Raw genomic sequence first — 21,199 nt, forward strand, 5'->3', positions numbered from 1 at the left:
TTACCGAGGAAAGCTATGAATGGAATGATCCTGCGTCTGATCGTGCGCCGCCTGCTGCAGGCGGTGCTGACGCTGCTGCTGGTCTCGGCCGGCGTGTTCTTCATCACCAACCTGTTGCCGGGCGACGCCGCCCAGACCGCACTGGGCCAGGCCGCCACGCCGGAGACGGTGGCCGCACTGCGCCTGCAATACGGCCTGGACCTGCCGGCCCCGCTGCGTTATGCGCACTGGCTGGGCAACCTGCTCTCGGGCAACCCCGGCATGTCGCTGGTCAACAATGTGCCGGTGGCGCAGATGATCGGTGGCCGCTTGCCGGCCTCGCTGATGCTGGCGGCCGTGACGGCCCTCGTATCGGTGCCGCTGGCGCTGTTCCTGGGCATCTTCTCGGCCATGTATCGCGGCTCCTTCTTTGACCGTGCCGTCAACGTCAGTGCCGTGTCGATGGTATCGGTGCCGGAATTCCTGGTGGCCACGGTGGCCGTGATGATCTTCGCGGTCAAGCTGCGCTGGCTGTCGGCGCTGTCGCATGCCAGCGATGCCGCCACCCTGGGTGCCTTCATCAAGGCCTATGCCATGCCGGTGCTGACCCTGTGCTGCGTGATCGTGGCCCAGATGACGCGCATGACGCGCGCGGCCGTGATCGATCAGTTGCGTTCGTCCTATGCCGAAATGGCGCTGCTCAAAGGCGTCAAGCGCACCCGCATCGTGCTGCGCCATGCGCTGCCCAATGCCATCGGCCCGATTGCCAATGCCGTGGCGCTGAGCCTGTCCTACCTGCTGGGCGGTGTGCTCATCGTCGAGAGCATCTTCAATTATCCCGGCATCGCCACCCTCATGATCGATGCCGTGACCACCCGCGACATGCCGCTGGTGCAAGCCTGTTCCATGATCTTCTGTACCGGCTACCTGCTGCTGGTGCTGACCGCCGATGTGCTGGCCATTGTTTCCAATCCAAGGTTGAAGACCCGATGAAAGCCCTCCACGACTCCACCGGCACCGAAGCGGGCGCGCCCGTCGCACCGGCTGCCGCAGCCACCGCACCCGCCAGGCGCGTGCGCCGCCATTCGACCATGGCCTGGATCGGCATGGTGATCGTCGGCTTCTGGATCCTGATGGCCATCCTCGGCCCCAGCATCTCGCCCTACGACGCCACTGCCATCGTCGATACCGACGTGTTCTCCGGCATGAGCCACAAGTTCCTGCTGGGCAGCGACTACCTGGGCCGCGACATGCTGAGCCGCATCCTCTTCGGCACCCGCGCCACCATCGGCCTGGCCTTGCTGTCGACCGTGGTGGCCAGCCTCTCGGGTACCGCCATCGCCTTGTTCGCGGCCTTCTCGGGCGGCTGGCGCGATGCCGTCATCAGCCGTGCGCTCGATGCCCTGATCTCGATTCCCAGCAAGATGTTCGCGCTGATGATGGTGGCCACTTTCGGTTCTTCCATGTTCCTGCTGGTGCTCACGGCGGCCATCACCTACATGCCCGGTGCCTACCGCATCGCCCGTTCGCTGGCGGTCAACGTGCAGGCCATGGAATACGTGCAGGCCGCGCGCGCTCGCGGCGAGGGCGTGTGGTACATCATGACCGTGGAAATGCTGCCCAACATGATCCGCCCGGTGCTGGCCGATTTCGGCCTGCGCTTCGTCTACGTGGTGCTGCTGCTGTCGGGCCTGAGCTTCCTCTCGCTGGGCGTGCAGCCGCCGGATGCGGACTGGGGCTCGCTGGTGCGCGAAAACATTTCCGGCCTGGGCGAAGGCGCCCTGGCGGTGATCATGCCGGCCCTGGCGATTGCCTCGCTGACCATCGGCGTGAACCTGTTGATCGATAACCTGCGCAGCAAGCGCGCTGCCAAGGAGTAAGCCCGTGAAGCAATTCGATATCTTCCTCGGCAAGGAAAGCGGCGTCGGTGCTGGCGCTGCAGCAGGCGGGGCGGCAGTGCGGCCCCTGGTGGAAGTGCAGGGCCTGCGCGTGAATGCCCGCAAGGACGACGGCAGCCAAGTCGAGATCGTCAAGAACGTCAATTTCACCGTGGCCCCCGGTGAAGTGCTGGCCCTGATCGGTGAATCCGGTTCGGGCAAGACTACCATTGCACTCTCGCTGCTGGGCTATGCGCGTTCCGGTTGCCAGATCGTCGGTGGCCAGGTGCGCATCGGCCAGCGCCAGATCGACCAGATGGATGAGAAGGCGCTGCTGGCCATGCGCGGCCACCATGTGGCCTACATCGCCCAGAGTGCGGCGGCGGCTTTCAATCCGGCCCGTACCCTGATGGACCAGGTGATCGAAAGCGCCCTGCAGCACGGCGTGATGGACAAGGCCAGCGCCATGCGCAAGGCGGTCGAGCTGTTCCGCGCGCTGGCCCTGCCCAATCCCGACAAGATCGGTGAGCGTTATCCGCACCAGGTCTCCGGTGGCCAGTTGCAGCGCGTGATGGCGGCCATGGCCCTGATCACCGATCCTGAACTGGTGATCCTGGACGAACCAACGACCGCGCTGGACGTGACCACCCAGATCGAAGTGCTGCGCGCCTTCAAGAAAGTGGTCAAGGAAATCGGCACGACCGCCGTCTACGTTTCGCACGACCTGGCCGTGGTGGCGCAGATGGCCGACCGTATCATCGTGCTGCGCGACGGTGCCGTGCGCGAAGTCGGTACCACCGACCAGGTGCTCAATGCCCCGTCCGACACTTATACCCAAAGCCTGATTGCTGCCGCCTGTCCGGCTGCGCGCGTGGTGCAACTGCGCGAGATCGTGCCCGAGAGCGTGCCGGCCGAAGCCCGTGCGCCGCTGCTGCGCATCAGCGGCCTGGTGGCCGGTTACGGCGCACCGGACCGGCTGGGCCTGCCGGGCGTGCGCATCCTGGATGACATCAATCTCACCATCCAGCGCGGCAGCACCGTGGGCATCATCGGCGAATCCGGTTCCGGCAAGACCACCCTGGCGCGTGCCGTGGCCGGCATGATCGCGCCGGCGCGCGGCAGCATCCAGCTCGATGGCCAGAACCTGTCACCGACGCTGGAAGGCCGTACCCGTGAACAATTCCGCCGCGTGCAGATCGTGTTCCAGAACGCCGACACTGCGCTCAATCCGGCGCACACCATCGGCCGCATCCTGAATCGTCCGCTGTCCTTCTATCACGGCTTGAAGGGCGAGGCCATGCGCCGCCGCACGGCTGAACTGCTGGACCTGGTCAAGCTGCCTTCCAGCGTCATCGACCGCCTGCCCGCCGAACTGTCCGGTGGCCAGAAGCAGCGCGTGAACCTGGCCCGTGCACTGGCCGCCAAGCCCGACCTGATCCTGTGCGACGAAGTGACGTCGGCGCTGGACACCGTGGTGGCTGCCGCCATCCTGGAACTGCTGGCCGAGCTGCGGCGCGAGCTGCAGGTGTCCTACATGTTCATCAGCCACGACATCAGCACCGTGCGCGCGATTTGCGACGACATCGTGGTGCTCTATGCCGGCCGCATGGTGGCCAACCGTCCGCGCGAAGCCATGATGGCGCCGCCTTATCACCCGTATTCGCACCTGCTGCTGTCGTCGGTCCCGGCCATGCAGCAAGGCTGGCTGGAACAGGTGGCCGGGGCCGGCCAGCACAAGCTGCCGCCGATTGGCGCGGTCGATCCGTCGCCGGAGATCTGCGCCTTCCTGCCGCGCTGTCCGCAGCGCATCGATGGCGTCTGCAACGTGGTGCCGCCGCGCCGTCGCAACATGGAACACGGAGGCGAGATTCTTTGCCACCGTTCGGATGCCGACCTGCAGCAGTCGCAGATGCCGCTGGTGCCGGTGGAGGGCATCACCGTCTGACCCGGTGACCCACCCAGCCGCCAGCCTGGCCGCGAGCCATGGCGGGCAGGCAAGGCAGGCAACGAGCATTAAGCCGTATTTAATGCTGGATTCGTTGAGCATTAATCACAGAATCAGGCGCGGCTCGTAGCATCGTCATGGAATGCATGCCGCCGGCCCCGGCGCCGGCCATGAAGCAAAGATTCGGGCAGGACCGCAAGAGCACCGTGGAGTCGGTCTCGCAATCCTGCCCATCCCCAAGGAAACAGGAGAAGAAATGACTGCAGCGTTGGTGTTGTACCGTGCCTCCGGCACCCCCGTATCCACCCCCTTCCATCCGGGCGCGCTGAGCGCCTCCGACCCCTTTGCCGTCTCGCGCGAGCTCGCCTGGCAGGGCATCGGCGGCATGAGCGCAGGCCGCCTGCGCTTCGAAGGCAGCCTCGACATCGCCCGCTTCCCGCACCAGGAAACCCTGGTCGTGGTGCAAGGCGAACTGCGTATCGAAGCCGAAGGTGCCGCACCGCTGGTGATCAAGCCCGACAACGGCGTGGTCATCGCCACCGGCGCCGCCGTGCGCATCACGGCCACGCAGCCGACCCTCGTCATCTTCTGCGCTGCCGACTGCCCGCACCCCGTGCAGCCGGGCGTGTTCCCGCTGGTGGCCGAAGCCAACTTCAAGCCCTCGGCCAATTCGCTGCCCAAGGAAATCCTGCTGGGCGACGTGCCCACCTGCCGCAGCGACAACGTGATCGATGAAAGCTCCATCGGCTGCAAGATCGGCACCTGGGATTCCACCCCTTACCACCGCATCGTGCGCGCCCACCCGGTCAATGAATTCATGCACATCCTCGACGGCGGCGTGCGCTTTGCCGAACCCGATGGCAGCGTGGTTTCCGTGGAACGCGGCGACGCCGTCTTCGTACCGCTGGGTGCGGCCATCGGCTGGGAGAGCAGTGAGCGCGTGGCCAAGTACTACGTGGTGCAGACCGTCGCCGCCGAGGGAGGAAAGTAAGATGTCGCCCCCGCTCGTGCAGGTCCAGAGTCCTACCATTCCGCCGGCCTCCGCCGATGTGGTCGTCATCGGTGGCGGCATCATCGGCATCTTCACCGCCTACTATCTGGCCAAGCGTGGCATCTCGGTGGCGGTGGTCGAGAAGGGCCGCATCGGTGCCGAACAATCCAGCCGCAACTGGGGCTGGTGCCGCCAGCAGAACCGCGACGCCCGCGAACTGCCGATGGCCACCAAGAGCATCGACCTGTGGGAACAATTCTCCGCCGAGACCGGCGAAGACACCGGTTTTACCCGGTGCGGCCTGCTCTATCTCTCCAACGATGATGAAGAAATCGCCCGCTGGGCAGCCTGGGGCGACTTCGCCAAGACCGCCGGCGTGACCACCTACATGCTCGATTCGAAGCAGGCGGCCGAGCGTGGCCATGCCACAGGGCGGGCGTGGAAGGGCGGCGTCTTCTCGCCCACCGACGGCACGGCTGACCCGGGCAAGGCAGCTCCCGCCGTAGCGCGCGCCATCATGAAGCTGGGTGGCCACGTGATCCAGAATTGCGCCGCACGCGGCATCGAAACCGAAGGTGGCCGCGTCTCGGGTGTCATCACCGAAGCCGGCGTCATCAAGACCAAGGTGGCCGTCATGGCCGGTGGTGCGTGGGCTTCGTCGTTCTGCCATCAACTGGGTATTCGCTTCCCGCAGGCATCCGTACGGCAATCCATCATGAGCGTGGCACCGATGGACCAGCCTTTGCCGGGCGCGCTCTACACCTCCGGCGTAGCCGTCACCCGCCGCAGCAACGGTTCCTATGCGCTGGCCATCAGCGGCCGCGCGCGGGTCGATCCGACCATGCAGTTCCTGCGCTTCTCGCCGCAGTTCCTGCCGATGTTCGCCAAGCGCTGGCGCAGCCTGTCGCCGGGCGGGCTGGAAGCCTGGCGCAGTGGCCACGAGACCCTGTCGCGCTGGCGCATGGATGCGCCCACGCCCATGGAACGCATGCGCATCCTGGATGCCTCGGCCGATCCGGTCTCGATCCGGGCCACCCATCGCCGTGCGGTCGAGTTGCTGCCGCAGCTGGCGCAGGCCAAGGTCACGCATACGTGGGCAGGTTATGTGGACAGCACGCCCGATGGCGTGCCGGGCATCGGTGAGCTGCCGCAGACGCCGGGCCTGATCCTGGCGGCGGGTTTCTCCGGTCACGGTTTCGGTATCGGGCCGGGGGCGGGTCACCTGATCGCGGACCTGGCCAGCGGTGTGGAGCCCATCGTCGATCCGCGTCCCTATCACCCCAATCGTTTCTCGGATTCGTCCTGGGGCAAGGTGGCCGATTTCTGAAGCAGTTCAGCGCCGCCAGGGCACGGGCTGGAAGGCCCGCTTGGCGGCGTCGAGGAAGACGCGCTGGCGCAGCGTCAGGCCCTGGCGGCCCGGCAGCAGCGCCATGATGGGCGCGGGATCGAGTTGCCAGCCGGGCAGCACGCGCTTGAGGCTGCCATCGGCGACCAGATGCGCGCAATCCCATTCGGAACGCGCCACGAAGCCTTCACCATCGAGCGCCCAGTCGCGCGTGATGGTGCCGTCATTGGACGACAGCGCGCCATTGAGCTTGACCGTGAGCGCCTTGCCGGTACGGCGGCCGGCGCTGTCGACGGGCGTGAAGCGCAGGCGGCTGAGGTCGTCGTCGTTCTCGCGCAGGCTGAGGTAGGGATACTCGGCCAGGTCGGAAGGATGCTTGACGCGCTGCATGCGTTTGGCCAGCACCGGCGCGGCACACAGGAAGCGCGCATTGGGCGCGAGGAAGTGGCCGACCCAGGAGGAGCCCTTGACGCGCCCGATGGAGATGATGGCATCAGCGCCGGTGGAAGCCGCCAGCGGACTTTCGGCCAGCAGCAGCGAGATGCTCAGTTTGGGATGGCTGCGGTGCAAATCGCGGATCAGCGGTGCCACGTAGCGACGCCCGAAGCCGAAGGGCGCGACTACACGCAGCGAACCGCTGACGTTGGCCAGGTTGCCACCGGCCCCACGGTCCGATTCACGCGAGACGCTGGCGGTGATGGATTCGATGCGCTCCAGGATGTCCATGGCTTCCTGCACCAGGCGCTGGCCTTCGTCGGTGAGGGCGAAGCCGCGCGCGGCGCGATTGGCCAGGCGCACGCCGACGCGGTCCTCGATGCGCTGCAGGCGCACCGTCACTGCCGGTGGCGTCAGGTCGAGCAGGCGGGCGGCACCGGCCAGCGAGCTGGCCGAGCCCAGGGCGCGCAGCAGTTGCATGTCATCGAGTTGCAGCATTAAAAATCTCTTAATGGTGAATTGAACGAACATTAAACATCGCTGAAGGTCTTTTGGCTACAGTCCATCACAGGAAATGCGTCGGTTATCCTGACCGGCCTTCCTGCCACTTCAGCCTTGCCCATCATGAACAACACAGCACACACCGCCCCCGTCACCCTCAACCCGACCGGCCTGGCCACCCCGGGCGGCCACTACAGCCATGTGGCCATCGGCAACGGCATGGTCTTCATTTCGGGCCAGTTGCCCATCGATGCGAGCGGGCACAAGCTCACCGAGGCCAGCTTCGAAATGCAGGCACTGCAGGTGCTGGCCAATGTGGAAGCCGCACTCGCCGGTGCCGGCAGCGACATCGGCAAGCTGCTGCAGGTCCGCATCTATCTCACCGATGTGGCGCACTGGCCAGCCTTCAACGACATCTACGCACGCTGGGCCGGCAGCGCCCGCCCGGCGCGCGCCGTGGTGCCGGTCCCGGCACTGCACTTCGGCCTGCAGGTCGAGGTGGAGGCCACGGCACTGCTGTGACACTGCGCCGTACGCGCAACCAACCCGAAACAAGGACAAGCCGACATGACCCGCACCGCTTCCACCGACATCGTCTCTCCGCTGGCGCACCTCAAGCGCAACGGCCGCCTGGATCACTTCTACATCGATGGTCAATGGCAGCGCCCGCAAGGCGACGGGCTCGCCGCCGTGGTCTCGCCGGCCACGGAGGAATGTGTCTGCGAGATCGCATTGGGCAACGCCGCCGACGTGGATCAGGCCGTGCAGGCCGCGCGCCGTGCGTTTCCGGCCTGGGCCGCGACCTCGCCGCTGGAGCGCGCCGCGCTGCTCGGTCGTGTTCACGCCCTGCTGGTGGAACGCACCGAACTGTTCGCGCAGGCGCTGACGCTGGAAATGGGCGCTCCCATCACCTATGCCCGCACCGCCCACGTGCCGCTGGCCGCCGAACACCTGCGCGTGGCGCGTGACAACCTGGCGGACTATCCCTTCATTCGCCCGCGCGGCACCACGGCCATCGTGCGCGAGCCGATCGGCGTGTGTGCCCTCATCACGCCCTGGAACTGGCCGATCTACCAGATCACCGCGAAGGTCGGCCCGGCACTGGCAGCCGGTTGCACCGTGGTGTTGAAGCCGAGTGAACTGTCGCCGCTGTCGGCCTTGCTGTTTGCCGAGATCGTGCATGAAGCGGGCATTCCGGCGGGCGTCTTCAACCTGGTCAATGGCAGCGGTCCCGAGGTCGGTGCGGCCATGTCCTCGCATCCGCAGGTGGACATGATTTCGATCACCGGCTCCACCCGCGCCGGCGTGCTGGTGGCGCAAGCCGCTGCCGTCACGGTCAAGCGCGTGGCCCAGGAGCTGGGCGGCAAGTCGCCCAATGTGGTGTTGCCGGATGCGGACCTGGCGCGTGCCATTCCGCCGGGTGTGGCGGCGGCCTTCCGCAACATGGGACAGTCCTGCAGCGCGCCCACGCGCCTGATCGTGCCGCGTGCGGCGCTGGATCGCGTGCATGAACTGGCGCTGGCGACGCTGGCCCAGATGAAGGTGGGCGACCCCACCGATGAGGCGACGACCCACGGCCCGCTGGCCAACCGTGCGCAATTCCTGCGGGTGCAACAGATGATCGAGGCCGGGATGCAGGACGGTGCACGCCTGCTGGCCGGTGGCGCCGGACGCCCGGACGGACTGGAGCAGGGTTACTATGCGCGGCCCACGATCTTCTCCGACGTGCATACCGACATGGTGATCGCCCAGGAAGAAATCTTTGGCCCGGTGCTGGCCATCCTGCCCTATGACACCGTGGAAGAAGCCATTGCCATCGCCAACGACACCGTCTATGGCCTGGGTGCGCACGTGCAGGGCAGCGACAAGGACCAGGTGCGCGCCGTGGCCGCCCGCATCCAGTCCGGCCAGGTACACCTGAACTATCCGGCCTGGGATCCGCAGGCCCCCTTCGGCGGCTACAAGCAGTCCGGCAACGGGCGCGAGTACGGGGTGGAGGGCATGGAGGAATACATGGAAGTGAAATCGATCCTGGGCTACTACGCCTGAGCGTCTTCATCACCGCCGTCATGACGGCATGAACACATGAGCATCATGGAACACACTGAACATTCGCACGACACCCTGCACCAGCATCGCGCCCACTGGGCCGGCCTGCGCCGCGACCTGCACGCCCATCCCGAGCTGCGTTTCGAGGAACATCGCACCGCCGACGTGGTGGTGCAGGAGCTGCAAGCACTGGGCTATGAGGTCACGCGCGGCCTGGGCGGCACAGGCGTGGTAGCCAGCCTGCCGGGCAGCGATCCGCAACGCGGCATCGTGCTGCGCGCCGACCTGGATGCCTTGCCCATCGTCGAGGCCAATGACTTTGCGCACGCTTCCTGCAGCCACGGAATCATGCACGCCTGCGGCCATGACGGCCACACCGTCATGCTGCTGGGCGCGGCACGCGTGCTCAAGCAGCAGCCGACCTTGCCGGGCAGCGTGCACTTCGTCTTTCAGCCGGGAGAAGAGGGCGGGGCGGGGGCGCGCAAGATGATCGATGACGGCCTGTTCGACCAGTTTCCGACCGAAGCCGTGTTCGGCATGCACAACTGGCCCGGCTTGCCCGCCGGGCAGTTCGGCTTGCGCACCGGTCCCATCATGGCCGCCGGTTCGCGTCTGAAGATCACCATCACCGGCAAGGGCGCCCATGCGGCCCAGCCGCACCTTGGGCTGGACCCGATTCCGCTGGCCTGCTCCATGGTCCTGCAGTGCCAGACCATCGCGGCGCGCCACAAGGACCCGGTCGACCCGGCCGTCATTTCGGTCTGCATGTTCCATGCGGGCGATACCGACAACGTCATCCCGGACCGCGCCGAATTGCGCGGCACCATCCGCACGCTGTCCTCCACCTTGCAGCAGAAGCTGCAGGAAGACATCCGCCGCATGTGCCATGCGCTGGCCGAGGCCTATGGGGCCAAGGTCGAAGTGGAATTCTTCCAGTACTATCCGGCCACCATCAACACTCCGGCCGAGACCGACTTCTGCGAACGCGTGATTCGGCAGACCTTCGGTGATGAACGCATCCGCACCGGCATCCCGGCCAACATGACCTCCGAGGATTTCGGTTTCATGCTGGAGGAGCGGCCCGGTACCTATGTGTTGATCGGCAATGCGCCGCAGGACCGTGCCTCGCACTCGCTGCACCACCCGCACTACGACTTCAACGACGACATCATCGAAGAAGGCGTGCGTTACTGGGTGGCGCTTGCGCAGTCTTACTTCGGCAGCGGGCTCACGGGCGGAGCCGTTACCAGCCGTTGAAGCGCGGCCAAGTAGCCACGCTGCCATCGGCGGCGATGGCCTGGTATTGCTGGTACTGCGCACCGGTGGCACAGGCGTGGTTGGGCAGGATGCGCAGGCGCGTGCCGATGGGCAGGTGCTCTGCGATCTGCGCATCCGGGCTGCCCTGGCGCGAGAGGATGCCGTGTTCCTGGTTGGCCCCGCTCATGAGGTAGCCTTCCAGCACCTTGCCGTCTTCCGTGCAAACCTGCCCATAGCCGAAGTCGTGCTTGCGTCCTTGCGTGCCGCGGTCGCGGCTCATCGCCATCCATCCGGCATCGACGATGGCCCAGCCTTTTTCGGGCTGGTGGCCGATCACGGTGGTCAGCACGCTCAGGGCGATCTCGTCCATGGTATTGACGCCCACGTTGTGCATCACCAGGTCGAACATGGCATAGACACCGGCGCGTACTTCGGTCACGCCCTGCAGGTGTTCGGCGCGCAGGGCGGTCGGCGTGGAGCCGATGCTGACCACCTCGCAGGGCAGGCCAGCTTCGCGCAGGCGCTCGGCGGCGCGCACGCAGCCGACACGTTCCTGTTCGGCCACGACGATGAGGGCGGCGTCGTTGTCGTAGTCATAGCTGGAACCGGCATGGGCGATCACACCGCCGATGCGCATGCCGCCGGCGTGGAGCACCTTGCCCACGGCCAGCAGGGTGGCGTCTTCCGGGGCGATGCCGGAGCGGTGGCCATCCACGTCGATTTCAATCCAGACTTCGAAGCATTCCTCTTGCGCCTGGCCGAAGGCCACGATGGCCTCGGCACAGACCACGCTGTCGGCCACGATCTTGAGATCGCAGCCCTGGCGGCGCAGTGCCAGCGCCTGGCCCAGCTTGGTGGGGGCCATGCCGACGGCGTAGACGATGTCGGTGATGCCGGCGGCAAAGAACTGTTCGGCTTCCTTGAGGGTGGAGACGGTGATGCCGCGCGCCCCGGCCTGCAGTTGCGCCTGTACCACCTGCTGGCACTTGGTGGTCTTGACGTGCGGACGGAAGCGCACGCCCAGCGCATCCATGCGCTGCTGCATGCGGGCGATGTTGCGCTCCATGCGCGAGATGTCGATCAAGGCGGCGGGCGTGGGCAGGGTGGCCAGGCTCATGGGGAACTCCTGAAGAGGGTAGGTCGATGAGCATCGACTATAGGAGATCAGGATTGCGCTGTGCTTAATGCTCGGTGAATCGAGCATTAAGCTGTGTTTAATGCACTGTCCGGCGGCCCAGCCGCCGCGTCAGGCCTGCTGGAACTGCCGTATCGTCTCCAGCACGTTCACGGTGGCCTTGTCCAGGTTGGGCAGGGCGCGATGGGCCACGCCGATGTGGCGCTTGAGCACCGGCGACAGCGGCACGATGCGGATGTCCTTGTGGCGCTCCAGTTCGGCGGCCAGGGGTTGCTCCAGCGGCAGGATGGCTGCGCCGTAGCCGGCGGAGACCAGGCTTTTCATGGCTTCGTTGTAGTTCAGTTCGATGCGTGCGCGCGGGTTTTCCCCGGCCTCGGCAAACCAGGCCATGGTGAGCCGGTACATCTGCGTGGTGGCGTCGTTGAAGATCATGGGCTTGTCCATCAGCCAGCCCGGCTTGATGGCGGCGGGCGATTTCCAGGTGGCCGGCAGGAAGGCCATCATGCGGTCGCTGCGCCAGTGCGTGATCTGGATGTCCTTGGAGGCCGTGATGGGGATGGCGACCAGGCCGATGTCGAGCGTGCCTTCCTGCAGGCGCGCCATGGTCTCGTTGGAGCCCATGATGTTGACCTCCACGTCGATGCCGGGGTAGCTGTTTTCCAGCTGGCGCAGTACGCGCGGCAGCAGGTTCACCACCACACCGGTGGAGGTGCCCAGCCGTACCCGGCCGACCTTGCCTTCGACATGTTTCCTGGCGACATCGAGCAGATCGTCGGCATCGCGCAACAGGCGCCGGGCCCGGTCGATCACCAGCGCGCCCAGCGCCGTGGCCTGTACGCGGCGGCTGCCGCGCATGAGCAGGGCGCTGCCCAGGCGCTCTTCGAGGTCGCTGACATGCAGGCTGATCGTGGGCTGGGCCAGGTGCAGCGCATTGGCGGCAGCGGAGAAGGTGCCGAGGTCGACGATGGTGACCAGCGTGCGCAACTGGTCGAGGCTGAGTTCTCTCATCAGGTTTCCTGATAGTGGCTGTCATCAAACTCAATTTTACCAATGACTTCGATTGGCGGATGATCTGCGCATTCATCCAGGGAGAAGTCCATGTGGCACATCGTCAGCCAGGTCCTTGCCCGCGTCCTCGGGGACCATCACGCTTCACACGGGGGCGCAGAGTCGGAAATGCGGGGGATGGGGACGCGCGAGCTCAATGACCTGGGTATTGGCACGAGCGAGGTGCCGTTCTACTTGAAGGACGAACGACAGGGATTGCGGCATCGTCATGCCAACCCGCCGACCTGATTGCTGCCCGTGAACAGCACAACTGTATTTCATCTGGCCGGACGCACATGCCCTGGCCACCATCAGGAGAAAGACCATGCAACATCTTGCTGAAGTGATCGCCCTGTCCGCCACGTTGAGCGTGGCCACCATGAGCCCCGGACCCAGTTTCGTGATGGTGGCGCGCACCTCGGTCGGAAGCGGACGAGCCAATGGCCTGCTGGCCGCACTGGGCATGGGCATCGGCGGCGTGCTCTTTGCCGGAGCGGCCTTGCTGGGACTGCAAGCGGTGCTGCTGGCAGTGCCTTCGCTCTATCTGGTATTGAAGTTGGGGGGTGGTGTTTATCTGGCCTACATGGGCTGGCGCATCTGGCGCGGGGCGCGTACGCCCTTGATGGCGGACGATATCGCACAGCGCGATGAAGCACCGTCCCTGTCCCGTCGGTCCCTGTGGCTGGGCCTGGTCACCCAGATCAGCAATCCGAAAACTGCCATCGCCTACACCAGCGTGTTTGCTGCCTTTTTGCCGGCCGAGACTTCCTTGCCCTTCAAGGGACTGACGCTGCTGCTGGTCTTCCTGATCGAAGCGGGATGGTATGGCCTGGTGGCCGTGGCGCTCTCGTCAGCGCGTCCGCGCCGCTGGTATGTGCAGGGCAAGCACTGGTTCGACCGCACCGCAGGTGCCGTCATGATGACGCTCGGGTTCAGGCTGCTGCTCTCGCGCATGGGGCCGTGACAGGCCGCGATTGACTGCACATGGGGCGAAGGCACGCCGCCGACGTCAGGCGATCCGACGTCGGCAAGGATGGCCTCAATCCAGCTTGAACTTCCCCACCACCGCCGCCAGATTCCCCGCCTGTCCCTTCAGCGAATCCGCTGCCGCCGCCGCCTGCTCCACCAGCGCGGCGTTCTGCTGCGTGGTTTCATCCATCTGCGTGATGGCGAGATTGACTTCATTGATGCCACCGCTCTGTTCCTGCGTGGCCGCACTGATCTCGGCCACCACGTCGGTGACGCGGCGCACGCTGGCCACCACTTCGGTCATGGTGCTACCGGCACGTTCCACCAAAGCGCTGCCGGCGCTGACCTTCTGCACCGAGTCGTCAATCAGTTCCTTGATCTCCTTGGCCGCACCGGCCGAGCGCTGCGCCAGTGAGCGCACTTCCGAGGCCACCACGGCAAAGCCGCGTCCCTGCTCGCCGGCACGCGCCGCTTCCACCGCGGCATTGAGCGCCAGAATGTTGGTCTGGAAAGCGATGCCATCGATCACGCTGATGATGTCGGCAATGCGGCGCGAACTTTCGGTGATCCCCTCCATGGTCTGCACCACCTGGCCCACCACATCACCGCCCTGGCTGGCGATGTCGGAGGCGGTGGCCGCCAGCTGGTTGGCCTGGCGCGCGTTGTCGGCGTTCTGGGTGACGGTGGAAGTCAATTGCTCCATGGCCGACGCGGTTTCTTCCAGCGAGCCGGCCTGTTGTTCGGTGCGGTTGGACAGGTCCAGATTGCCACGGGCGATTTCGTTGGAGGCGGTAGCAATGGTGTCGGTCCCCTGGCGCACCTCATTGACGATGTCGCGCAGGCTGTCGTTCATCACGCGCAGGGCTTCCATGAGGCGTCCGGTTTCATCGCGGCCGGCCGGGCGGATGCGCAGGGTCAGGTCGCCACGTGCCACGCGCTGGGCGATTTCCACCGCTTCCTTCAACGGGCGCGAGACATTGGCCGCCACCACGAAGGCCAGCAGCGAACCGATGGCCACCGTCGCCACCAGCAAGCCCACGATCCAGCGCTGCGCCGCACGGAATACGCCCGAGGCTTCTTCGTCAGCGCGCGCGCTGCCGCTCGCATTGAGCTTCACGATGGCGTTGAGGTTGCCGACCATCGCGGCGTAGAGCTTGGCGGATTCGCCATTGAAGAGGGCGCGTGTCTCGTCGTACTGCTGGTTGGCCGCCATCTCGGCCAGTTGTTCATCCACCTTCAGGTAGGCAGCCAGGTTCTTGCCGAACTGGGCGTACTGTTCCTTCTCCTCGGGTTCGGACATGCGCTGCTCGAATACCGCGCGCTGCTTGGCCAGCGCATCCAGCCGTTTCTTGATGGACTGGTTGGCAGCGCTGCGCTCCTGGGGTGTCACCGCAGTGACCAGTTCCAGTTCATTGAGGCGCAGTGGTGGCAGTGAACCCTGCAGCTCGCGCGCGGCATCCATGGTCGGCATCCACTTGTTGACGATCTCGCCGGAAGCACTGTTGACCTGCTTGAGTTCCTTCATGGCGAACAGGCCCTGCAACAGGGTCAGCGCAATCACCACCGCAAAGGACAGGGCCAGTTTTTTGGCGATGTTGAGGTTGTAGAACCAGATCATGTCTTCCTCGCATTCGATTTATATCGTTTTCAGTGTCGGATCCGAACGATGCAGTCGAACGTGTCTGCGAGGCCACCCGTTTGGCGTGCGGGCGTCAAGAGCAGCAACCGGCCGGGGGCGTGGTTGCGGGAGCAATGAAGTGCTGGTGATGTCATGCTGTCATGCCGTCACGGAGCGTCGGCTTCCTGCCCATCCTGTCTCTCTTCTCACCTGCGGCCTCCCTTGGCCGCCGGCGCTTGCTGTTCGATGGTCGCATGGCTGGATCGGGCTTGATCTTAACGACCAGCAAGATTTCCATCCAATGAAATTAATCATGCTGGCAATGCGTTAATTGATATCGATTGTTTGATATCGATGGTTGTCAGGATGTCGTACAAGATTATTCAATGAGGCACGATGGAAGACGCCGCAGCTGCAGTAAGATGTGCATAAAATTCACTTCTCCGCCTTTTTCGCACGATGCGCCGAAAGATTCCCTCCACCCAGGCCATGGCCGTCTTCGAGTCGGCCGCGCGGCACCAGAGCTTTACCAAGGCCGCCCAGGAAATGGCGGTGACGCAAAGCGCCGTCTGCCGCCAGGTAGCCGCGCTGGAAGAATTCCTGGGCCTGAAGCTGTTTCGCCGCACCAAGCGTGGCGTGCGCCTGACCGAAGCGGGCGTGAGCTACAGCCACCAGGTCGGCCAGCGCCTGGATGAAATCGAGCGCGATGCCCTGCACCTGATGTCGCGCGATGGCCATGGCGATACGCTGGAGCTGGGCGTGATGCCGACCTTCGCCACGCGGTGGCTGCTGCCGCGCCTGCGCTCCTTCCTGGAGGCGCATCCGGGCGTGACCGTCAACCTGAGGCCGCGCACCCGGCCTTTCCTTTTCGAAGAGACCAATCTCGATGCCACGCTCTACGCCGGGCAAGCCAGCTGGCCCGGCACCGAGGGCGTGTTCCTGATGCGCGAGAGCATGGTGGCCGTGGCCAGCCCCGAGCTCATCGGTGCCGGCCGCAAGCTCACGCCCACCGAGCTGCTGGCCTATCCGCTGCTGCAGCAGAGCACGCGGCCCTATGTGTGGCGGCAGTGGTTCGCTTCCTTCGGCATGCAGGTGCAGAACGACCTGGTGGGCACGCAACTGGAACTGTTCTCCATGCTGACCCAGGCCGCCATCGTGGGCATGGGCGTGGCGCTGATCCCGCGCTTTCTGATCGAGGATGAATTGCGGCGCGGCCTGCTGGTGGTGGCAGTCGATCACGATTACCTGAGCACGCACTCCTACTACCTGATCTATCCCGAGCGCACCTCGGAGCGGCCGCTGCTGCGCCTGTTCCAGGACTGGCTGGAAGAACAGGCCAAGGCCTATCGCCTGCCCAGCGGATTGGGTTGAGCCGGGTCCGGATCGGCTGTCTCGACAGGCGGAACCGGAGTGCGCAAAACGCACACGGTGATGCAAACAATTCGTTTGCGCCGGGGCGGGGCAGTCCGTATATTTTTGTCCACCGCCGCTGCGCGAGGACGGTCCGCGAAGACTGTGCCGCTGCAGCGATTCCTGATGCACAAAAGAGGCTTCCATGAGCAAAACGCAGCAACGACATGCATTCGATTACGCCGACCCCCTGATGCTGGAGCAGCAACTGAGCGACGATGAGCGCCAGGTGCGCGACGCCGCCCAGGCCTACTGCCAGGACCGCCTGGCCCCGCGCGTGCTGGAAGCCTTCCGCCACGAGAAGATGGATGTGAGCATCTTCCGCGAGATGGGCGAACTGGGCCTGCTGGGCGCGACCATCGACGAGCAATACGGTGGTGCCGGGTTGAATTACGTTTGTTATGGTTTGATCGCGCGTGAAGTCGAGCGCGTCGATTCCGGCTATCGCTCCATGATGAGCGTGCAATCCTCGCTGGTGATGACCCCCATCAATGCCTTCGGCACCGAAGCGCAGAAACAGAAATACCTCCCCAAGCTGGCCAGCGGCGAATGGATCGGTTGCTTCGGCCTGACCGAACCCAACCACGGTTCCGATCCCGGCAGCATGATCACCCGCGCGCGCAAGGTGGACGGGGGTTACAGCCTGTCCGGCAGCAAGATGTGGATCACCAACAGCCCGGTGGCCGATGTCTTCGTGGTGTGGGCCAAGGATGACGAAGGCGAGATTCGCGGCTTCATCCTCGACAAGGGGGCCAAGGGCTTGTCGGCACCGGCCATCCACGGCAAGGTCGGCCTGCGTTCTTCCATCACCGGGGAAATCGTGATGGACAACGTCTTCTGTCCGGAGGAGAACGCCTTCCCCGATGTGCGCGGATTGAAGGGGCCCTTCACCTGCTTGAACAGCGCGCGTTACGGCATCGCCTGGGGCGCGCTGGGCGCAGCCGAAGACTGCTACGAACGCGCGCGCCGCTACACCATGGAGCGCCAGCAGTTCGGCCGTCCGCTGGCGGCCAACCAGTTGGTGCAGAAGAAGCTGGCCGACATGCTCACCGAAATCTCGCTGGGCCTGCAAGGCTGCCTGCGCCTGGGACGCCTGAAGGATGAGGGATATTCCGGTATCGAGCAGACCTCGATCATGAAGCGCAACAGCTGCGGCAAGGCACTGGACATCGCCCGCATGGCGCGCGACATGATGGGCGGCAACGGTATCTCCGACGAGTTCGGCGTGGCGCGTCACCTGGTGAACCTGGAAGTCGTGAACACCTATGAGGGCACGCATGATGTGCATGCGCTGATCCTCGGCCGCGCCATCACCGGGCTGGCAGCTTTCTCCAACTGAAGCGACATCGCCTGCAAGCCGCCTGTACGGTGGCTTGCTGGCGATCTGTTTTCTCTTCCGCTCCTCTCTCGCTACAGCACGCCCCGTTCGCGCAACGCGGCGATCTGTGCTTCTTCCATCCCCAGCAGCGACTGCAAGACTTCTCCCGTGCCTTCACCCAGGGAGGGCGGCGCCTTGCGCACCGGCAGGCGTTCGCCATCGAAGCGATAGGGCGGCGTCAGCACCTGCACGCTGCCCGCTTCTGCATGCGGATGCGTGCTGACCAGGCCGGCCGAGGTGGCGCGCGGACTGGTCAGGGCCTCATGCAGGCCCAGTACTTCACCGCAGGGAATGCCGGCCTGGTGCAGCTTGGCCAGCAGGTCGGCACGCTTGCGGGCCTTGAGTTCGCGATTGATTTCCGGGACCAGCACGTCGCGATGCTGGCCACGGCTGACATTGGTCTTGAAGCGCGCATCCTCGGCCAGGTCGGGACGGTCGATGACGCTGTGGCAGAAACGCTGGTACTGGCTGTTGGTGCCTACGGTAATGACCAGCCTGCCATCGGCCGCATCAAAGACGCCATAGGGAATGATGGAGGGATGCGCATTGCCATAGCGCGGCGGATCGTCGCCCAGGATCAGCGCTTCCAGTCCGTAATACGAGGTGATCATGACGCCGCAATCGAACAGCGCCATTTCCACGTGGCGCCCCTGTCCGGTCTGCTGGCGCTGGTACAGCGCGGCCAGCACGCCCTGGGCGGAATACATGCCGGTGAACAGGTCCACCGCCGCCACACCGAGCTTCAACGGCGGCTGGCTGGCCTCGCCATTGAGCGACATCAGCCCGGATTCGCCCTGGATCACCAGGTCATAGCCGGGCCGCGTGGCTTCGGGACCGCTGCTGTCGTAGCCGGTGATGGAGCAATACACCAGGCCGGGATTGTCGCGGCGCAGGGTTTCGTAATCGAGGCCAAATTTCTGTACGCCGCCGAACTTGAAATTCTGGATCACCACATCGCTCTTGCCGGCCAGCTGGCGCACGATATCCTGGCCTTCCTCGGTCTGCAGGTCGACGCTGATGGAGCGCTTGTTGCGGTTGACGCTGTTGAAATACGCGGTTTCGGTGGAGCCGATGCGGGTGCCCCAGTCGCGCGTGTCGTCGCCGCGTTCGGGGTGCTCGACCTTGATCACTTCGGCACCCAGGTCGCCCAGCACCATCGCACACCACGGGCCGGCCAGCACGCGCGAGAGGTCCAGTACGCGGACGCCTTCCAGCGGCAGGGATGCAGTCTGTTCAGTCATGTTGTCTCCTCATGGACGGGATGCGTATTGCGTTTTGTTCTTCTGTATTTCGTGCTTGCGCATCCCGGTAATGCTATTCGTTTGGTGTCTGCCGCAGCCGCCGGAAATCGGCGGGCCGTTTTTCGAGGAAGGCGTGAATGCCCTCGGCCGCTTCTTCTTCGCCCTGCGACAGCACCATGTGCTGCGCTTCCAGTTCCAGTTGTTCTTCCAGCGTGGCACCGTAGGCATGCTGGCACAGGTGCTTGATGCGGGCCATCGCCTGTGCCGGTCCGTCGGCCAGGGTGGCGGCCAGTTGCACGGCGGCTTGCAGTGCCTGTCCCGCCTCGGCCAGTTGATTGACCGCGCCCATGGCATGCAGGCGTTCGCCATTGAAACGCTCGCCCGACAGGCACAGCTGGGTCAGCACCTGGCGCGACAGGAATTGCGCGAGGAAGGCCGTCACGCCCCCATCGGGCGTGAGCCCGACCTTGACGTAGGCCACCGAGAACTGCGCCTGGCGCGTGCTCACCAGCAGATCGCAGGCCAGGGCCAGCGACAGCCCGGCCCCGGCCGCGCCGCCTTCGACGGCTGCAATCACCGGCTTGCTGCAGCGGCCGATATGGCGGATCAGGTCGTGCAAGCCTTCCAGTTTTGCACGCCGTTGTTGGGGTGCCATGTTGCGGCGCTGGGCCAGCAGGCGCAGGTCGCCGCCGGAGCAGAAGAAGTTGCCGCCCCCGGCCAGCACGATGGCCCCCACTTGCGGATCGGCCTGGGCCTCGTCGAGCGCGGCCGTCAGTGCCACGTACAGGTCGGCGTTGAGGGCATTGCGCGTGGCCGGATCGTGATTGATGAGCACGCGCACCGCGCCGCGCTGCTCGCAGAGGACCTCGCTCATGCCGCTACTTCGCGGCCCAGCGCGATGTAGCGTTGCAGGTGGTGGTCCTCGTCGCCGAGCTGGTGATCGATCATCACCAGGCGCTTGGCGTAATGCGACAGCGGCAGTTCCCAGGTCATGCCGATGCCGCCATGCAGCTGGATCGATTCTTCGGCCACCAGCGTGCCGATGCGGCCGATGCTGAATTTGGCCGCCGACAAGGCGCGTTCGCGCGTGAGGCGGTCGGCGTCCAGGGCAGCAGCGGCATTGATGACCGCCGAGCGCGCCTGTTCCACTTCCAGCAGCAGGTCGGCCATGCGGTGCTGCAGGGCCTGGAAGCTGCCGATGGGCAGGCCGAACTGCTTGCGGGTGCGCAGGTAATCGAGCGTGGCTTCCTTGGCCACTTCCATCGCGCCCAGCGCTTCAGCGCACAGGGCCAGCACGCCGCGTCCGAGGATACGTTCGAGCAGCGCAGCACCATCGCCTGGGCTGCCCAGCAAAGCGTCGGCGGGCAGGGCGGCATCCTGCAGCAGCAGGTCGGCTACGCGGCCACCGTCGATGGTGTCGCTGCCGTGCAATTGCAGGCCCGCCGTATCGGCCGGGATCAGGAACAGCGAGATGCCGTCAGTGTCATCGGTGGCGCCGCTGGTGCGCGCCGAGACCAGGAATACATCGGCCGCTTCCGCGTGCACCACGACCGCCTTGTGCCCTTGCAGACGCCAGCTTCCATCGGCCGATTGCGTGGCGCGCGTGGCCACGTGCGTGGGCGCGTAGTGGCTGTCGGCTTCTTCATGGGCCAAGGCGGCCAGCGTCTGGCCGGCGATGATCGTTCCCAGCAGGGCTTTCTGTGCGGGCGTGCCGGCGGCGGCGATGGCCTCGCCCACCAGAATGGCGCTGCCCAGCAAGGGCTCCAGCAGCAGGCCGCGGCCGATCTCTTCAAACACCACGGCGATGTCGAAACCGCCCCCGCCGTAGCCGCCATCTTCCTCGCGGAAGAGCGCGCCGATCACGCCCATCTCTGCCAGCTGCGACCACATGTCGCGGCTCATGCCGGGTGCGGATTGCAGCAGGTGCTTGCGGGCTTCAAAACCATACTGTTCGGTAATGAGACGGCGCAGGCTGTCGGCCAGCATGCGCCGTTCTTCGGTGTGCTCGAAATTCATGGGCGT

Annotated in this window: 19 protein-coding genes; 12 read left to right on the forward strand and 7 right to left on the reverse strand. The window is 65.3% G+C overall.

Features of this window, described 5'->3' with window-relative positions; all coding sequences use genetic code 11:
• Window positions 1–15: 15 nt before the first annotated feature.
• From ACWFUC_RS10585 to ACWFUC_RS10605, 5 genes are all read left to right on the forward strand, one after another.
• Window positions 16–972, forward strand: a complete 957-nt coding sequence (locus ACWFUC_RS10585; protein ID WP_039785967.1) for an ABC transporter permease — start codon at window positions 16–18, stop codon at window positions 970–972.
• The gene (locus ACWFUC_RS10590) at window positions 969–1,859 is read left to right on the forward strand and encodes an ABC transporter permease (protein WP_134137152.1); all 891 of its coding nucleotides are present in this window, start codon (window positions 969–971) and stop codon (window positions 1,857–1,859) included. Before ACWFUC_RS10585 ends, ACWFUC_RS10590 begins: the two co-directional genes overlap by 4 nt.
• A 4-nt stretch (window positions 1,860–1,863) precedes the next feature.
• Complete coding sequence (locus ACWFUC_RS10595; RefSeq protein WP_489624858.1) at window positions 1,864–3,801, forward strand: ABC transporter ATP-binding protein; 1,938 nt, start codon at window positions 1,864–1,866, stop codon at window positions 3,799–3,801.
• 256 nt (window positions 3,802–4,057) lie between these two features.
• On the forward strand, window positions 4,058–4,792 hold the full coding sequence (locus ACWFUC_RS10600) for a cupin domain-containing protein (RefSeq protein ID WP_489624859.1): 735 nt from the start codon (window positions 4,058–4,060) through the stop codon (window positions 4,790–4,792).
• A gap of 1 nt (window position 4,793) precedes the next feature.
• Entirely contained in the window at window positions 4,794–6,119 is a 1,326-nt protein-coding gene (locus tag ACWFUC_RS10605; protein ID WP_489624860.1) for an NAD(P)/FAD-dependent oxidoreductase, read from the forward strand.
• A gap of 6 nt (window positions 6,120–6,125) precedes the next feature.
• On the opposite strand, the gene ACWFUC_RS10610 is transcribed toward ACWFUC_RS10605, so the two are convergent.
• Complete coding sequence (locus tag ACWFUC_RS10610) at window positions 6,126–7,070, reverse strand: LysR family transcriptional regulator (RefSeq protein WP_134221591.1); 945 nt, start codon at window positions 7,068–7,070, stop codon at window positions 6,126–6,128.
• 126 nt (window positions 7,071–7,196) lie between these two features.
• On the opposite strand from ACWFUC_RS10610, the gene ACWFUC_RS10615 reads away from it, so the two are divergent.
• The 3 genes from ACWFUC_RS10615 to ACWFUC_RS10625 are packed head-to-tail and all read left to right on the forward strand — an operon-like array spanning window position 7,197 to window position 10,379.
• Entirely contained in the window at window positions 7,197–7,595 is a 399-nt protein-coding gene (locus ACWFUC_RS10615; RefSeq protein WP_121044126.1) for a RidA family protein, read from the forward strand.
• A 45-nt stretch (window positions 7,596–7,640) separates the two neighbouring features.
• Window positions 7,641–9,122: an aldehyde dehydrogenase family protein gene (locus ACWFUC_RS10620; RefSeq protein ID WP_489624861.1), complete on the forward strand. Its 1,482-nt coding sequence runs from the start codon at window positions 7,641–7,643 to the stop codon at window positions 9,120–9,122.
• 45 nt (window positions 9,123–9,167) lie between these two features.
• On the forward strand, window positions 9,168–10,379 hold the full coding sequence (locus ACWFUC_RS10625; RefSeq protein WP_489624862.1) for a M20 aminoacylase family protein: 1,212 nt from the start codon (window positions 9,168–9,170) through the stop codon (window positions 10,377–10,379).
• On the opposite strand, the gene ACWFUC_RS10630 is transcribed toward ACWFUC_RS10625, so the two are convergent.
• Window positions 10,366–11,496: a DSD1 family PLP-dependent enzyme gene (locus ACWFUC_RS10630; RefSeq protein ID WP_489624863.1), complete on the reverse strand. Its 1,131-nt coding sequence runs from the start codon at window positions 11,494–11,496 to the stop codon at window positions 10,366–10,368. The genes ACWFUC_RS10625 and ACWFUC_RS10630 overlap by 14 nt on opposite strands.
• 129 nt (window positions 11,497–11,625) lie before the next feature.
• Window positions 11,626–12,522 (reverse strand): LysR family transcriptional regulator, encoded by an 897-nt coding sequence (locus ACWFUC_RS10635; RefSeq protein WP_489624864.1) that lies wholly within the window; start codon window positions 12,520–12,522, stop codon window positions 11,626–11,628.
• 90 nt (window positions 12,523–12,612) lie between these two features.
• On the opposite strand from ACWFUC_RS10635, the gene ACWFUC_RS10640 reads away from it, so the two are divergent.
• Together ACWFUC_RS10640 and ACWFUC_RS10645 are read left to right on the forward strand one after the other, a co-directional pair.
• Complete coding sequence (locus tag ACWFUC_RS10640) at window positions 12,613–12,810, forward strand: hypothetical protein (protein WP_489624865.1); 198 nt, start codon at window positions 12,613–12,615, stop codon at window positions 12,808–12,810.
• A gap of 76 nt (window positions 12,811–12,886) precedes the next feature.
• A complete protein-coding gene (locus ACWFUC_RS10645) occupies window positions 12,887–13,525 on the forward strand; it encodes a LysE family translocator (protein WP_489624866.1) in 639 nt (212 codons plus the stop codon).
• A 75-nt stretch (window positions 13,526–13,600) separates the two neighbouring features.
• Here the strand turns inward: ACWFUC_RS10645 and ACWFUC_RS10650 are convergent, their stop codons facing one another.
• Window positions 13,601–15,148: a methyl-accepting chemotaxis protein gene (locus ACWFUC_RS10650; protein ID WP_489624867.1), complete on the reverse strand. Its 1,548-nt coding sequence runs from the start codon at window positions 15,146–15,148 to the stop codon at window positions 13,601–13,603.
• Between the two features lie 459 nt (window positions 15,149–15,607).
• Between ACWFUC_RS10650 and ACWFUC_RS10655 the strand changes: the two genes are divergently transcribed.
• Both ACWFUC_RS10655 and ACWFUC_RS10660 read left to right on the forward strand, forming a co-directional pair.
• Window positions 15,608–16,519: a LysR family transcriptional regulator gene (locus tag ACWFUC_RS10655; RefSeq protein WP_034332540.1), complete on the forward strand. Its 912-nt coding sequence runs from the start codon at window positions 15,608–15,610 to the stop codon at window positions 16,517–16,519.
• A 184-nt stretch (window positions 16,520–16,703) separates the two neighbouring features.
• Window positions 16,704–17,897, forward strand: coding sequence for an acyl-CoA dehydrogenase (locus ACWFUC_RS10660; protein ID WP_088755249.1), 1,194 nt, complete (start codon window positions 16,704–16,706; stop codon window positions 17,895–17,897).
• A gap of 71 nt (window positions 17,898–17,968) precedes the next feature.
• Here ACWFUC_RS10660 and ACWFUC_RS10665 read toward each other — a convergent pair whose 3' ends face one another.
• The 3 genes from ACWFUC_RS10665 to ACWFUC_RS10675 form a co-directional block, all read right to left on the reverse strand.
• On the reverse strand, window positions 17,969–19,177 hold the full coding sequence (locus ACWFUC_RS10665) for a CaiB/BaiF CoA transferase family protein (protein ID WP_310840188.1): 1,209 nt from the start codon (window positions 19,175–19,177) through the stop codon (window positions 17,969–17,971).
• 73 nt (window positions 19,178–19,250) lie between these two features.
• A complete protein-coding gene (locus tag ACWFUC_RS10670; protein ID WP_489637595.1) occupies window positions 19,251–20,051 on the reverse strand; it encodes an oxepin-CoA hydrolase, alternative type in 801 nt (266 codons plus the stop codon).
• Window positions 20,048–21,193, reverse strand: coding sequence for an acyl-CoA dehydrogenase family protein (locus ACWFUC_RS10675; RefSeq protein ID WP_489624869.1), 1,146 nt, complete (start codon window positions 21,191–21,193; stop codon window positions 20,048–20,050). Before ACWFUC_RS10675 ends, ACWFUC_RS10670 begins: the two co-directional genes overlap by 4 nt.
• Window positions 21,194–21,199 lie beyond the last annotated feature (6 nt).

The sequence above is a fragment of the Herbaspirillum sp. Her4 genome (assembly GCF_057961335.1).

Bases quoted from the DNA above. Each gene is read 5' to 3' on its own strand.
- ACWFUC_RS10585 (WP_039785967.1), top strand. From the start codon at position 16: ATGAATGGAATGATCCTGCGTCTGATCGTGCGCCGCCTGCTGCAGGCG.
- ACWFUC_RS10590 (WP_134137152.1), top strand. From the start codon at position 969: ATGAAAGCCCTCCACGACTCCACCGGCACCGAAGCGGGCGCGCCCGTC.
- ACWFUC_RS10600 (WP_489624859.1), top strand. From the start codon at position 4,058: ATGACTGCAGCGTTGGTGTTGTACCGTGCCTCCGGCACCCCCGTATCC.
- ACWFUC_RS10605 (WP_489624860.1), top strand. From the start codon at position 4,794: ATGTCGCCCCCGCTCGTGCAGGTCCAGAGTCCTACCATTCCGCCGGCC.
- ACWFUC_RS10610 (WP_134221591.1), bottom strand. From the start codon at position 7,070: ATGCTGCAACTCGATGACATGCAACTGCTGCGCGCCCTGGGCTCGGCC.
- ACWFUC_RS10615 (WP_121044126.1), top strand. From the start codon at position 7,197: ATGAACAACACAGCACACACCGCCCCCGTCACCCTCAACCCGACCGGC.
- ACWFUC_RS10620 (WP_489624861.1), top strand. From the start codon at position 7,641: ATGACCCGCACCGCTTCCACCGACATCGTCTCTCCGCTGGCGCACCTC.
- ACWFUC_RS10625 (WP_489624862.1), top strand. From the start codon at position 9,168: ATGGAACACACTGAACATTCGCACGACACCCTGCACCAGCATCGCGCC.
- ACWFUC_RS10630 (WP_489624863.1), bottom strand. From the start codon at position 11,496: ATGAGCCTGGCCACCCTGCCCACGCCCGCCGCCTTGATCGACATCTCG.
- ACWFUC_RS10635 (WP_489624864.1), bottom strand. From the start codon at position 12,522: ATGAGAGAACTCAGCCTCGACCAGTTGCGCACGCTGGTCACCATCGTC.
- ACWFUC_RS10640 (WP_489624865.1), top strand. From the start codon at position 12,613: ATGTGGCACATCGTCAGCCAGGTCCTTGCCCGCGTCCTCGGGGACCAT.
- ACWFUC_RS10645 (WP_489624866.1), top strand. From the start codon at position 12,887: ATGCAACATCTTGCTGAAGTGATCGCCCTGTCCGCCACGTTGAGCGTG.
- ACWFUC_RS10650 (WP_489624867.1), bottom strand. From the start codon at position 15,148: ATGATCTGGTTCTACAACCTCAACATCGCCAAAAAACTGGCCCTGTCC.
- ACWFUC_RS10655 (WP_034332540.1), top strand. From the start codon at position 15,608: ATGCGCCGAAAGATTCCCTCCACCCAGGCCATGGCCGTCTTCGAGTCG.
- ACWFUC_RS10660 (WP_088755249.1), top strand. From the start codon at position 16,704: ATGAGCAAAACGCAGCAACGACATGCATTCGATTACGCCGACCCCCTG.
- ACWFUC_RS10665 (WP_310840188.1), bottom strand. From the start codon at position 19,177: ATGACTGAACAGACTGCATCCCTGCCGCTGGAAGGCGTCCGCGTACTG.
- ACWFUC_RS10670 (WP_489637595.1), bottom strand. From the start codon at position 20,051: ATGAGCGAGGTCCTCTGCGAGCAGCGCGGCGCGGTGCGCGTGCTCATC.
- ACWFUC_RS10675 (WP_489624869.1), bottom strand. From the start codon at position 21,193: ATGAATTTCGAGCACACCGAAGAACGGCGCATGCTGGCCGACAGCCTG.